Consider the following 12,356-nt stretch of genomic DNA (forward strand, 5'->3'; position numbering starts at 1 on the left):
GAGAAGCATGATTATGGAAACCATTACCGTGGCGATCCAGTTCCTCGGGGGCACCCTGCCCGCGATCATCATCCTGGCCATCGTCGACCTTATCCTGCTGGCCCTGCTCATCGCACGCGTAGGCAGCAGCTTCCGCAACTTCGGTCGGGCCCTGGGCAGCGCCCTGGGCGTGGGCGGTGTCGTGGCCCTCATCTCGGTATTCCTGCTGCCGGCCCACACCGGCGCGAGCTGGGCCAACCTGTACGGAGCCACCGACTATCTGGGCCTGCTCGGCATCTCCGTGGGGCTCGGCCTGGCCGCGGCCGCCGCGACCTTCCCGCCGATCCAGTACCTGCTGGGCATGGCCCCGTCGGGGCATGGGCAGCGCCAGAGGGCCCGCGCCTGATCGGCACCATACCCGGGCGCCGGGTCTTCCCCACGGACCGGTGGAATACAGCAAGGCCGCCCCGAAGGGCGGCCTTGCTGTCTGCGGGTGTGGCATCGGCTGCTCAGAAGAGGAAATCCGGCAGATGTTTGCGGATTTGCTCGGGCCGCTCCAAGTGGCAGATGTCCTTGTCCACCTCATGGCTGATCGCCGCTTTCAGCCCACCATCTAAGTGATGCCGGATCTGTCCGAGAAAATGCGGCGCAGCCGCCACCACCAGATGCTCGAAACGCTTTTGCTGATGGGCCTGCTCAAGCCATCGCACCAGCTCACGGGCAAAACGATCTGACTCCACCTCCTTGATGTCGGTGGGCGGATCCATCGCATGGCGCCCACCTCCGGCGGACTCCGAGATCCGACCCGGGCGGTCGGTCACCAACTCATGGGCCGGTACACGCAGCTCCGGGTTCACCCAAGTCTCGACCTCCTGCAGGGACTGGCCCGAGCGCTGGTCGCTGGCAAAGACCCGTGCCTGGGCTGCGTCGGCTGCCACTACCCACACTTTCGACATGTTGCGACCTCCTTCGCGCTGATGTCATAACCCATGCGTGCCTACCCCAATATTAGTAGACTGCGCCCCTTTCCCGAGGAGGACAAGCCATGCCCGAACTCGGCGCTCACGTCTCGGCGGCCGGCGGGCCGCAGCGCGCCCCGGAACGCGGCCGGGAGATCGGCTGCGATAGCATCCAGGTCTTCACCCGAAACCAGCGCAGCTGGCAGGTCAAGCCGATCACTGCCGAGGAGGCCGAAGCCTTCCGACGCGTTCGGGCGGAGCAGGGCATCGGTTCGGTGATGAGCCACGCCTCCTACCTGATCAACCTCGCTGCCACCGATCCGGAAAAGCACGCCAAGTCGCAGGCAGCGCTGGAAGCCGAACTCGAGCGCTGCCACCGGCTCGGCATTGAACTGCTCAATTTCCATCCCGGTGCCCACCTCCAGGCCGGAACCGAGGCCGGGATCGAGGCCATTGCGGCCACGCTCAATGCCATCTGCCGCAACCACCCGGACAAAACGGATGTCTGTCTCGTCCTGGAGAACGTCGCCGGCCAGGGCACCACCGTGGGCGCCGACTTCGCCGAGCTGGCCGCCATCCTGGAACGGCTGGAGACCCCGGAACGCTTCGGGGTCTGCATCGACACCGCACACGCCTTTGCCGCCGGCTACGAGCTGCATACCGCTACGGGCTGGGAGGCCATGTGGGCAGCCTTCGACACCCATATCGGCCTGCGCCGGCTGGTCGCGCTGCACCTGAACGACTCGCGCCCACCCTGCGGCAGTCGCAAGGATCGGCACGCGCTTATCGGCCGTGGCGAGATCGGCCCCGACGCCTTTGAGCGCGCGGTCACCGACGCCCGCACCCGCGCCCTGCCACAACTGCTCGAGACGCCCGCCGGCCCCGAGGGCTGGGCGCGCGAGATCGAATGGCTGCGTGGCTGCGCCCGTGGCGAGCGCCCTGCTCTGCCGGAGATCGAAGACCGCAACATCAACCTGTGACCGCTGTGAGGAGTCCCCAATGAGCCAACCCCCCTTCCTTATCGTCGGCCAGGGCCTCGCCGGCAGCCTGGTCGCCCTGAGTCTGCTCGAACGCGGAGCGGCGGTGACTGTGGTGGATGACGGCAAGACCGACGCCCCCTCGCGGGTCACCCCGGGACTGGCCACACCGATCGCCGGTCCGCGCCTGACCTTCCCCCCTAGCGGCGCGGAGACCGCCGCCGGCTCGTGGCGGCGCTATCGCAGCCTGGAGCGGTGCTTCGGGCAGCGTCTGCTGCAGTCCCACGACATCCTGCACATGGCCGGCGGCCGCGAAGAACTGCGGCAATTCCAGAAGCGCAGCCTCGACCCGGCATTTGCCCGCTGGCTCGGGCGGCAGTTCTCACCCGGCGATCACGATGGCGTTCTGGCCGACCCCTGGGGCGGGTTCGAGATCCGCGGTGGGCAGGTCAACGTCCCGGCGCTGCTCGGTCACGTCGCCGACTATCTGCGCGATCGGGACTCGCTGCGCGACGGGATGGTAACGACCGAGGCGCTCCGAACCGATGCCGATGGAGTCACCTGGCAGGGCCAGCGCTACCGTGAGGTGGTCTTCTGCGACGGCCCCAGCGGCTCGGACAACCCTTGGCTGGCCGGCGTCGGTCTGCAGTGCGTCCCCGGCGAGGTGCTCACCGTGCGCCCCACGCACCCGATCCCCAACCACATCTACCATGGCCGAGCTGGCTACCTGGCACCGCAGCCCGGACAGCGCGGCGTCTTCCGGCTCGGCGCCACCTACGGCAAGCCCGACACCCCTGCCGCAGCCACCGAGTCCGGTCGCGAAACCCTGCTCGGCCAGCTCCCCCGTTTGCTTTCTCGGCCGCCACGGATGGAGGTCGTCGAGCATCGGGCCGGCACCCGACCGGCCACCCCGCAGCGCTGCCCGGTGCTCGGCCGAATCCCCGGCCGACCGGCCGCCGTACTCAACGGCCTCGGCGCCCGCGCCATGCTCCAGGCCCCCTACCTAGCCGAGCGGCTGGCCGAGCACCTGCTCGAGGACGCACCACTGCCCGAGGGTTGCCTGGCACCCGCTCGCCCGGAATGAGCGAACCCCTGACGCAGACCGCTCACCGCCACGTGGCCCAGGTGCTGGGCCGTGGCGGCCGCGCGGTCGACGCCACGGCCGGCAACGGCCACGATGCCTGCTTCCTGGCCGCCCAGACCAACCCCGGAGGCAGTATCCTGGTCATCGATCTGCAGTGGGACGCCCTGCAGAATACGCGGGCTCGCCTAGCAGCACGCGGACACCTGCCCGCCTGCCACCTGGTCCAGGCCGATCATCGGCACCTGGCCGGCTTGACGCCGCCGGACTGGCACGGCAGCGTCGATACCGTCATGTTCAACCTCGGCTACCTGCCCGGAGGCGACCGAAGCGTCACGACGCACCCGGAGCGGACCAGGCCGGCACTGGACGCCGCCCGGCAACTGCTCAGGCCCGGCGGCCTGATCAGCGTCATCGCCTACCGGGGGCATCCCGGCGGTCCGGATGAGGCCCGCTGTGTGGCGAGCTGGATGGCCACCGCCGCGGCCGCCGGCGACCTCTGGCAGGAGCGGGGGAGTGGCGGCGATACCGCCCCGATCCTCCACCTGCTCTGGCGCCGCGCCGAGGGCGATCACCACTAGGAGGCAGCATAATGGCGAAATTGATCCTAGGCGCCAACCGAGGCATCGGCCTGGAGACCACGCGGCAGCTTTGTGCGCGCGGCGACCACGTAATCGCTACCGCGCGCAGCGCCTCGGAGGAGTTGCGCAACACCGGCGCCCAGGTCCACGAAGGAGTGGACATCACCCGGCACGACACGCTCGATGCCCTGGCCGACCAACTGTCCGGGCAACCCCTGGAATGGGTCCTGGTGGTCTCCGGGCTGATGCGGGTCCAGCGCCTGGGCGCCCTCGACGAGGCCGCAGTGGCGGGTATCCGCGCCCAGTTCGAGACCAACGCCCTCGGCCCGCTGATGGCCGCGGAAGCTCTCTATCCCCTGCTCAGCGACGGCGGTAAACTGGGGATCGTCACCAGTCGCATGGGCTCGATCGGCGACAACACCTCTGGCAATAGCTACGGATACAGGATGTCGAAAGCCGCGGTGAACATGGCGGCCGTTTCGCTGGCCCACGACCTACGCCCGCGCGGGATCGCCGTGGCCCTGCTACACCCCGGCTGGGTGCGCACGGACATGACCAGCCAAAACGGCCTAATCGACCCGCCGGAGTCCGCTGCCGGGCTGATCGACCGGATGGACCACGTCAGCCTGGAGGACTCGGGGCGCTTCTGGCACGCCCCTAACCGGGAGATCCTTCCCTGGTAGCCAGCGGCTGGATCGTCTCCAACTTGCCCTGCAAAACGATCTGCGCACGATCCAGGTCGTACTGATTCTGCAGCTGCAGCCACAGTTCCGGCGCAGTGCCGAAAAAACGGGCCAGACGCAGCGCGGTATCCGCTGAGATGCCGCGCTTGCCCAATACCAGTTCATTGATGCGCCGGGGCGGCACGCCGATGGCGCGGGCCAGCTTGTACTGGGACAACCCGGCCGGCTCAAGGAACTGCTCGAGCAGCACCTCGCCCGGGTGGATAGGCATCCCGGCGGTGGTGTTCCGTCTTTGGCTCATGCCGTAACCATAACGCACCCCGTTCAGGCCGCAAACGCGGACACCGTGGTAGGCTGCGACTTAACAATCGCGAAACCATGACCCATCATGTTCATTGATAGGTCGTTGCTAAAACCGACGCCGTGCCCCACGGGAGGAACCATGACGGAACACCAACAGCTGCTTCGTTGGGTCGAGGAGATCCGCCAGCTGTGCCGACCGAGCAACGTCCACTGGTGTGACGGTTCAAGGGACGAGTACCAGGCCATGTGCCAGCTCATGGTCGCCGACGGAACCGCCCAGTGGCTCAACCCCGAGCTACGCCCCAACAGCCTGCTCATTCGCTCGGACCCGGCCGATGTGGCTCGGGTTGAAGACAGCACGTTCATCTGCTCGACCGATCCCGACGACGTCGGCCCCACCAACAACTGGGCCGACCCGGAGGAGATGCGCAGCCACCTCCGCGGCCTGTTCGACGGCTGCATGGAGGGCCGCACCCTCTTCGTGATTCCCTTCTCGATGGGGCCGGTGGGCTCGCCGATCGCGCACATCGGCGTCCAGCTCACCGACTCGCCCTACGTCGTGGCCAACATGCACATCATGACCCGTGTAGGTCAGCCGGTGCTCGACGTCCTCGGCCGTGACGGACGCTTCGTCCCCTGCCTCCACTCCGTGGGCTATCCGCTGCGTGACGGCGACCCCGGCGTGCCCTGGCCCTGCGATCCGGACAACCGTTACATCGTCCACTTCCCCGAGTCCCGGGAGATCTGGTCCTACGGCTCGGGCTACGGCGGCAACGCGCTACTCGGCAAGAAGTGCTTCGCCCTGCGCATCGCCTCGGCCATGGCCCGGGACGAGGGCTGGCTGGCCGAGCACATGCTGATCCTCAAGCTCACCAGCCCCGATGGCGACGTCCAGTACATGGCCGGGGCATTCCCGTCGGCCTGCGGCAAGACCAACCTGGCCATGCTGCGGCCGCCCATGCCGGGCTGGAAGGTCGAGACCATCGGCGACGACATCGCCTGGATGAAGTTCGGCTCTGACGGGCGCCTCTACGCCATCAACCCCGAAGCCGGCTTCTTCGGGGTGGCGCCGGGCACCTCGTACAAGTCCAACGCCAACGCCATGGAGGCCCTCCACGGCAACGTCATCTTTACCAACGTCGCCGGAACGCCCGAGGGCGACGTCTGGTGGGAAGAGATGACCGACGAGCCGCCGGCCGAACTCACCGACTGGAAAGGACGCCCGTGGACGCCGAACAGCGGCGAGCCGGCAGCCCATCCCAACGCCCGCTTCACGGCCCCGGCCCACCAGTGCCCGGCGATCGCCCCCGAGTGGAACGACCCGGCGGGTGTGCCCATCGACGCCATCATCTTCGGTGGCCGCCGGGGCGAGACCATCCCCCTGGTCCAGGAGGCGCGAGACTGGCAGCACGGGGTCTTCCTCGGCTCGGTCATGGGCAGCGAGAAGACCGCCGCTGCCACCGGCAACCTGGGGGCCCTGCGCCGCGATCCCATGGCCATGCTGCCGTTCTGCGGCTACAACATGGCTGACTACTTCGCCCACTGGCTCCGGCTGGGCGAGCAGTCGGGACGCCAGCTACCGACGATCTATCACGTCAACTGGTTCCGCAAGGACGACAACGGCCGCTTCATCTGGCCGGGCTTCTCCGATAACGCCCGGGTCCTGAAGTGGATCTTCCAGCGCAACCGAGGCGAGATCGACGCCCTCGAGAGCCCGATCGGGCGGCTGCCTCGCCCCGGCGACGTCGACCTCAGCGACCTGGAGATCGGCCCGGAGACCCTCACCGACCTGCTGGAGGTGGACGCCCCGGGCTGGCGGCGGGAGATCGAGCTTATCCGCGATCACTACGCGCAGTTCGGCGACCGGCTCCCGGCGCAGCTCTGGCAGGAGCTGGAATGGCTGGAGGAGAACCTCTAAAACCGACCCATCGGCCCCAGCCCATTGCAAAAGACCCCCGCCAGGCACCTGCCCGGCGGGGGTCTCGTTCCGGCCGATTCTGGTGCAGCGCCGGTCTCAGGGCTGCGCCGGCACCTCGACCTCGTCCGGCTTGCGCACCTCGCCGCCGGTCTGCTCCGACAGCCCGAGGTTGTGCCAGATGCGCTCGACCACCGGCGCCTTGTTCAGGGCGTAGAAGTGGATACCGGGCGCACCGTTGTCCAGCAGGTCCTCGCACAGCCGCGTCACGACGTCGATGCCGTACTCCATCCGCGACTGCGGGTCATCCTTCCAGGCCTCCATCCGCTGTGCCAGCCAGCGCGGCATATCGGCCTTGCAGGCCGCGGCGAAACGCGCCTGCTGCTCGAAGTTCATCAGCGGCATGATGCCGGGGACGATCGGGATGTCCACCCCGCGCTTCTCGCAATCTTCGACAAAGCGGTAGTAGCAATCCGCGTTGTAGAAGAACTGCGTGATTGCCGAGTCCGCGCCGGCCTTGGCCTTGCGGACGAAGTTCTCAATATCGGTCAGGGCGTCCGGGGCCTCCGGGTGGAACTCCGGATAGGCACCCACCTCGATGTAGAAGTGGTCACCGGTGACCTCGCGGATGAGCTCGACGAGCTCGTTGGCGTAACTCAGCTCGCCCTGGCCCATGGATCCGGAGCCGGACGGCCGATCGCCGCGCAGGGCAACGATGTACTTCACACCCTGCTCCTTGTAGTCGAGGATCATCTGCTTGAGCCGATCCCGACTGGCGTCGATGCACGACAGGTGGGGCGCCGCGTCGGCGGTGCTGCTGCGCTGGATGTCGATGACCGTCTCGAAGGTGCGATCCTGGGTCGACCCCCCGGCGCCGAACGTCACCGAAAAGTAGGCCGGGTTCAGCCGCTCCAAGCGCTCCCGCGTGGCCTTCAGGTTCTCGGCCCCCTCGTCCGTCTTGGGCGGGAAGAACTCGAAACTGAAGACGCGGGGGTGTTTCTTTTGACTTTCCATTGAACCCCTCCGATTGACTCGAAGCGTTCAGTGCTCAGTGTTCAGCGTTCGGACCGCTTGGCCCGAACGCTGAACGCTGAACGCTCTGGGCGCTCAACCGAGACCCCGGGGGCTGCTGGGCAGCCCCCGGGTCTGTCGGTCAAGCCGTAGTGGCTTACCGGCTTAGTAGCGGTACCACTCCGGCTTGAACGGCCCATCCACGGAGACGCCGATGTACTCGGCCTGCTCCTCTCTGAGACGGGTCAGGTTGGCGCCGACGCGGCCCAGATGCAGCGCCGCAACCTTCTCGTCCAGGTGCTTGGGCAGCACGTAGACGTCCTTCTCGTACTTGCCAGGGTTGTTGTAGAGCTCCATCTGAGCCATGACCTGGTTGGTGAACGAGTTGGACATCACGAAGGACGGGTGGCCGGTGGCGCAGCCCAGGTTCACCAGACGGCCCTCGGCGAGCAGGGTGATCTTCTTGCCGTCCGGGAACTCGATGTGGTCGACCTGCGGCTTGATCTCGTCCCACTTGTACTGCTTCAGGCTCGCCACGTCGATCTCGTTGTCGAAGTGGCCGATATTGCAGACGATGGCCTCGTCCTTCATCGCCTTCATGTGATCGTGGGTGATCACATTGTAGTTGCCCGTGGCGGTGACGAAGATGTCGGCCACCGGGGCGGCCTCTTCCATGGTGACGACCTTGTAGCCGTCCATGGAGGCCTGCAGGGCACAGATCGGGTCGACCTCGGTGACCCACACCTGGGCGCCCAGGCCACGCAGCGACTGCGCCGAGCCCTTGCCGACGTCGCCGAAGCCGGCCACGACAGCCACCTTGCCGGCGATCATGACGTCGGTGGCGCGCTTGATGCTGTCGACCAGCGACTCACGGCAGCCGTAGAGGTTGTCGAACTTCGACTTGGTGACCGAGTCGTTGACGTTGAACGCCGGCATGCCGAGCTCGCCCCTGCGGCTCATCTCGTAGAGACGGTGCACGCCGGTGGTGGTCTCCTCGGAGACACCGTAGATGTCCTTCATCATGTCCGGGTACTGCTCGTGGATCACGGCGGTCAGGTCACCACCGTCGTCCAGCAGCATGTTCGGCTTCCAGCCGTCCGGACCGTTGATGGTCTGCTCGATGCACCACCAGTACTCCTCCTCGGTCTCGCCCTTCCAGGCAAAGACCGGGGTGCCGTTGGCCGCAACGGCAGCGGCCGCCTGGTCCTGAGTGGAGAAGATGTTGCAGGAGGACCAGCGAACCTCGGCCCCCAGCTCCTGCAGGGTCTCGATCAGGACCGCGGTCTGGATGGTCATGTGCAGGCAGCCGGCGATGCGCGCACCCTTGAGGGGCTTCTGCGCGGCGAACTCGCGCCGGGTCTCCATCAGACCCGGCATCTCGCTCTCGGCGATCTTGATCTCCTTGCGGCCCCAGTCGGCCAGGGAGATATCGGCAACCTTGTAGTCTTGATTACTCATGCTATCGAGTTACTCCTTGCGTATTCAGTTACTTGAGGCCAGCGGCGTCCTTGAGGGCAGCAGCACGGTCGGTGCGCTCCCACGGCACGTCGATGTCCTCGCGGCCGAAGTGGCCGTAAGCGGCGGTCGGGCGGTAGATCGGCTGCTCCAGACCCAGCATCTTGAGGATGCCGTACGGACGCAGGTCGAAGTTCTCGCGGACCAGCTTGTTGATCACTTCCTCGTCGACCTTGCCGGTACCGAAGGTCTCGACGTTGACGGAGGTCGGCTCGGCGACGCCGATGGCGTAGGAGAGCTGCACCTCGCAACGATCGGCCAGGCCGGCGGCGACGACGTTCTTCGCCACATAGCGGCCGACGTAGGCGGCCGAACGGTCGACCTTGGACGGGTCCTTGCCCGAGAAGGCGCCACCACCGTGGCGACCCATGCCGCCGTAGGTGTCGACGATGATCTTCCGGCCGGTCAGGCCGCAGTCACCCAGCGGGCCGCCGGTAACAAAGCGCCCGGTCGGGTTGATGTGGTATTTGGTGTCGTTGGTCAGCCAGCCGGTGCTGCCGAGCACGGGCTTGATGATCTCCTCCATCACGCCCTCGTGGACGGTCTTCTGGTCCACGGTCTCGTCGTGCTGGGTGGAGAGCACCACCGCATCGCAGCCAACGATCTTGTCGCCTTCGTACTGGAAGGTGACCTGACTCTTGGCGTCCGGGCGCAGCCACGGCAGCTTGCCGTTCTTGCGCACCTCGGCCTGGCGCTTGACCAGCAGATGGGAGTAGTGAATGGCCGCCGGCATGAGCACGTCGGTCTCATTGGTGGCGTAGCCAAACATCAGGCCCTGGTCGCCAGCGCCCTGCTCCTCTTCCTTCTCGCGATCGACGCCCTGGTTGATGTCGGGCGACTGCTCGCCCAGCGCGTTCAGGACCGCGCAGGTGTCGGCGTCGAAGCCCATGTCCGAGCTGGTGTAGCCGATCTCCCGGACCACGTCGCGGACCAGCGGCTCGACGTTGATCTTGGCCGTGGTCTTGATCTCGCCGGCAACGACGACCATGCCGGTCTGGATCATGGTCTCGGCGGCGACGCGGGACTTCGGGTCCTGGCGCAAGAACTCGTCCAGCAGGGCATCGGAGATGGCATCGGCCATCTTGTCCGGATGGCCCTCGGACACCGACTCAGACGTAAAGAGGTAGCGCTTGCTCATGGTTACTCCTTCTCGCTAAGGATTCTCAGGTTATACAAACCCGGCGGCGCGGCCGCAGCCGCGCGCGGCCCGGGAGAAATGGATAAGTGCGCGGGATCAGTCCTTCCGGAAGTGGAAGATGCCCCAGGTCAGGTAGCCGTTGTTGCCACCCTCGACCCAGTGCTGCAGACCCTTCTTCATGCGGGCGACGTAATCGTCGGAGACGATGCCGTCGAGCTCGTGCCCGCGCCGCTCCAGTTCCTTGTGGACACGGCCGTAGTGGCGCGGAAGCTGGGGCGTGTTGTCCTCGAACTCCAGCTCCGTCATGCCGTTCTTCTTCAGCTCGTCGCGGTAGAAGCTCGGCGTGCCCATGGTGGAGAGGTGGATCCGGTCCAGGATCGGCTGAATGACGCCCTCGGGGCAGTCGTCGGCCTGCATCGGGTCGGTGAAGATGAACTCGCCGCCCTTCTTGAGCACACGGGTCACCTCGCTCATCACCCGGGGGCGATCACCACTGTGCAGGAACGAGTCCTGGCACCAGACGATGTCGAAGGTCTCGGCGTCGAACGGGATGTCCTCAAAGGCACCATCGACCACCTCGATCAGGTGATCGACGCCCTGCTCCTTGTTCATCTGCCGGTCGCGCTCGTTCTCGCGCTCGGAGAGGTTCAGGGCGACCACACGGCAGCCGTAAGTATGCGCCAGGTAGCGCGCCACGCCGCCATAACCGGCGCCCACGTCCAGCACGTAGCTGTCGGCGCTCAGGTTGCTCAGCTTCGAGGCCATGCGCTCGACGGTCCGACGACTGGCGTCGAAGATCGGCTCGTCCTCGTCATGATAGATGCCGACGTGCAGATCCTCACCACCCCAGATGTGGAAGTAGAAGTTGTCCGCATCGCGACTGTTGTAATATTGGCGGGCCACCTCGATGGCCTCGTCATCATACTGACTCATCAGGTTATTCCTCCTCCCGATAGGCCTTCTCGGCGACATGGATGAAGAAGTCCGGATCGGCGTCCCGATAGGTCTCCTTGAAGTCGCCGTAGGTCTCGATTTTCTGGAAGCCGACCTCCCGCATCAGCCGCCGCGTGTACTCCTTGCGCAGCGGGAACATGTTCAGGAAATAGGTCGACCCATCGGAGAACGCGTACTTGAACCGCGCCAGCCCGTCGTCCACGTGCTCGGGATAGACCGAGACGTCGTCTCCGCAGTAGTAGTAGGTGTGGCTGGAGTCGTAGCCGTGATCCAGGATGCCGTCGTAGTTGCGCTGGTCCAGGATCAGGACACCGTCGTGGTTGAGGGCGGAGTAGAACTCGGCGAGGGTCTTGCGGCGGTCGCGTTCGTTGAATAGGTGGGTAAAGGAGTTGCCGAGGCAGATGATGGCGTCGTAGCGACCGTGGATGTCTTGGTTCAGCCATCGCCAGTCGACCTGGACGGTGCGCAGAATATGGCCACGTTTTCGCCCATTCTCGAAGGCCTTGGCCAGCATCTCCGCGCTACCATCGGCACTCACGACCTCGAAACCGGCCTCGCGCAGACGAACCGAGTGAAAACCCGTGCCGGTTGCGACGTCGAGTACCCGCTTGGCACCCCGTTTCTTGAGCTCTTGGATGAAGAAGTCACCCTCGCTCTGGGCCCGACTGTCCCAGTCGATCAGGTCGTCCCACTTGTCCACGAACCCGTCGACGTACTCCTCCGTGTAGTGGTCGGTGTCCCGCACCTGGGTCGGGTCCGCCCCGAAGTCCTGCTCAGTCTGAACACTCATAGGTCACCTCTGTCTGGCGATCTTCCCTATCGGCGCACGCGCGCCATGGATACAGTGCCCCGCTTCGGATCGGAGACTTCCACGTCACCGCCAACGCTTGGGCAGGTTGCGAATTGTTCGCCTCTCTACTGCTTCCGATGGTTCTTGTGCGGCATGCGCCCGCGCACCGTGCGGGGCGTGTCTCGGACAGGGGCCTAGGCCCATTTGACGATGCCGAGCCAGCCGCGGGCCGTCGAGCGACTCCGGGTCTCGGCACCTTCCTTTACATGCCTATACGACCGCGTCGGCCGTTAGCGTGGGCATACTGTGCGCGAGATCGGCGGCGAATTCAAGCCCCGGCCCCGCAGGGTCACCGGACCGGACGCAGGCGCTGCTCGGCCGACGCGGATTCCGGAAAGTACTGACGTGACGGGACACAGGCGAGCACGTCGAGTTCGCGCTGGAAGGCCCACCCCTCCCCGGGGTCGACA

At 66.1% G+C, this 12,356-nt stretch carries 13 protein-coding genes; 6 read left to right on the forward strand and 7 right to left on the reverse strand.

Features of this window, described 5'->3' with window-relative positions; genetic code table 11:
• Positions 1-7 precede the first annotated feature (7 nt).
• Complete coding sequence (locus tag CCR79_RS08990) at positions 8-385, forward strand: hypothetical protein (protein ID WP_201171147.1); 378 nt, start codon at positions 8-10, stop codon at positions 383-385.
• A gap of 103 nt (positions 386-488) precedes the next feature.
• Here the strand turns inward: CCR79_RS08990 and CCR79_RS08995 are convergent, their stop codons facing one another.
• A complete protein-coding gene (locus tag CCR79_RS08995) occupies positions 489-935 on the reverse strand; it encodes a host attachment protein (RefSeq protein WP_201171150.1) in 447 nt (148 codons plus the stop codon).
• An 89-nt stretch (positions 936-1,024) separates the two neighbouring features.
• Here CCR79_RS08995 and CCR79_RS09000 point away from each other — a divergent pair, with 89 nt between their 5' ends.
• The 4 genes from CCR79_RS09000 to CCR79_RS09015 are packed head-to-tail and all read left to right on the forward strand — an operon-like array spanning position 1,025 to position 4,260.
• Positions 1,025-1,918 (forward strand): deoxyribonuclease IV, encoded by an 894-nt coding sequence (locus CCR79_RS09000; RefSeq protein ID WP_201171153.1) that lies wholly within the window; start codon positions 1,025-1,027, stop codon positions 1,916-1,918.
• A gap of 19 nt (positions 1,919-1,937) precedes the next feature.
• A complete protein-coding gene (locus tag CCR79_RS09005) occupies positions 1,938-2,999 on the forward strand; it encodes an NAD(P)/FAD-dependent oxidoreductase (protein WP_201171154.1) in 1,062 nt (353 codons plus the stop codon).
• The gene (locus CCR79_RS09010; RefSeq protein WP_201171155.1) at positions 2,996-3,577 is read left to right on the forward strand and encodes a tRNA (mnm(5)s(2)U34)-methyltransferase; all 582 of its coding nucleotides are present in this window, start codon (positions 2,996-2,998) and stop codon (positions 3,575-3,577) included. Before CCR79_RS09005 ends, CCR79_RS09010 begins: the two co-directional genes overlap by 4 nt.
• An 11-nt stretch (positions 3,578-3,588) precedes the next feature.
• Positions 3,589-4,260 (forward strand): SDR family oxidoreductase, encoded by a 672-nt coding sequence (locus tag CCR79_RS09015; RefSeq protein WP_201171161.1) that lies wholly within the window; start codon positions 3,589-3,591, stop codon positions 4,258-4,260.
• Here CCR79_RS09015 and CCR79_RS09020 read toward each other — a convergent pair.
• On the reverse strand, positions 4,235-4,561 hold the full coding sequence (locus tag CCR79_RS09020; protein ID WP_201171163.1) for a HigA family addiction module antitoxin: 327 nt from the start codon (positions 4,559-4,561) through the stop codon (positions 4,235-4,237). The two genes, CCR79_RS09015 and CCR79_RS09020, sit on opposite strands and share 26 nt — an antisense overlap.
• 141 nt (positions 4,562-4,702) lie before the next feature.
• Here CCR79_RS09020 and CCR79_RS09025 point away from each other — a divergent pair, with 141 nt between their 5' ends.
• A complete protein-coding gene (locus CCR79_RS09025; protein ID WP_201171165.1) occupies positions 4,703-6,481 on the forward strand; it encodes a phosphoenolpyruvate carboxykinase (GTP) in 1,779 nt (592 codons plus the stop codon).
• A 96-nt stretch (positions 6,482-6,577) separates the two neighbouring features.
• Here CCR79_RS09025 and metF read toward each other — a convergent pair whose 3' ends face one another.
• From metF to CCR79_RS09050, 5 genes are all read right to left on the reverse strand, one after another.
• Positions 6,578-7,492: a methylenetetrahydrofolate reductase [NAD(P)H] gene (gene metF / locus CCR79_RS09030; protein ID WP_201171167.1), complete on the reverse strand. Its 915-nt coding sequence runs from the start codon at positions 7,490-7,492 to the stop codon at positions 6,578-6,580.
• A gap of 162 nt (positions 7,493-7,654) precedes the next feature.
• Complete coding sequence (gene ahcY / locus CCR79_RS09035; protein WP_201171169.1) at positions 7,655-8,947, reverse strand: adenosylhomocysteinase; 1,293 nt, start codon at positions 8,945-8,947, stop codon at positions 7,655-7,657.
• Between the two features lie 28 nt (positions 8,948-8,975).
• Complete coding sequence (gene metK, locus CCR79_RS09040; protein WP_201171171.1) at positions 8,976-10,142, reverse strand: methionine adenosyltransferase; 1,167 nt, start codon at positions 10,140-10,142, stop codon at positions 8,976-8,978.
• Between the two features lie 96 nt (positions 10,143-10,238).
• The gene (locus CCR79_RS09045; protein ID WP_201171173.1) at positions 10,239-11,075 is read right to left on the reverse strand and encodes a sarcosine/dimethylglycine N-methyltransferase; all 837 of its coding nucleotides are present in this window, start codon (positions 11,073-11,075) and stop codon (positions 10,239-10,241) included.
• A gap of 4 nt (positions 11,076-11,079) precedes the next feature.
• Positions 11,080-11,886 carry a glycine/sarcosine N-methyltransferase gene (locus tag CCR79_RS09050; protein WP_201171175.1) on the reverse strand — a complete coding sequence of 269 codons (807 nt, stop codon included), beginning with the start codon at positions 11,884-11,886 and terminating at the stop codon, positions 11,080-11,082.
• Positions 11,887-12,356 lie beyond the last annotated feature (470 nt).

The organism is Halorhodospira halophila, from assembly GCF_016653405.1.
GTDB lineage: Bacteria > Pseudomonadota > Gammaproteobacteria > Nitrococcales > Halorhodospiraceae > Halorhodospira > Halorhodospira halophila_A.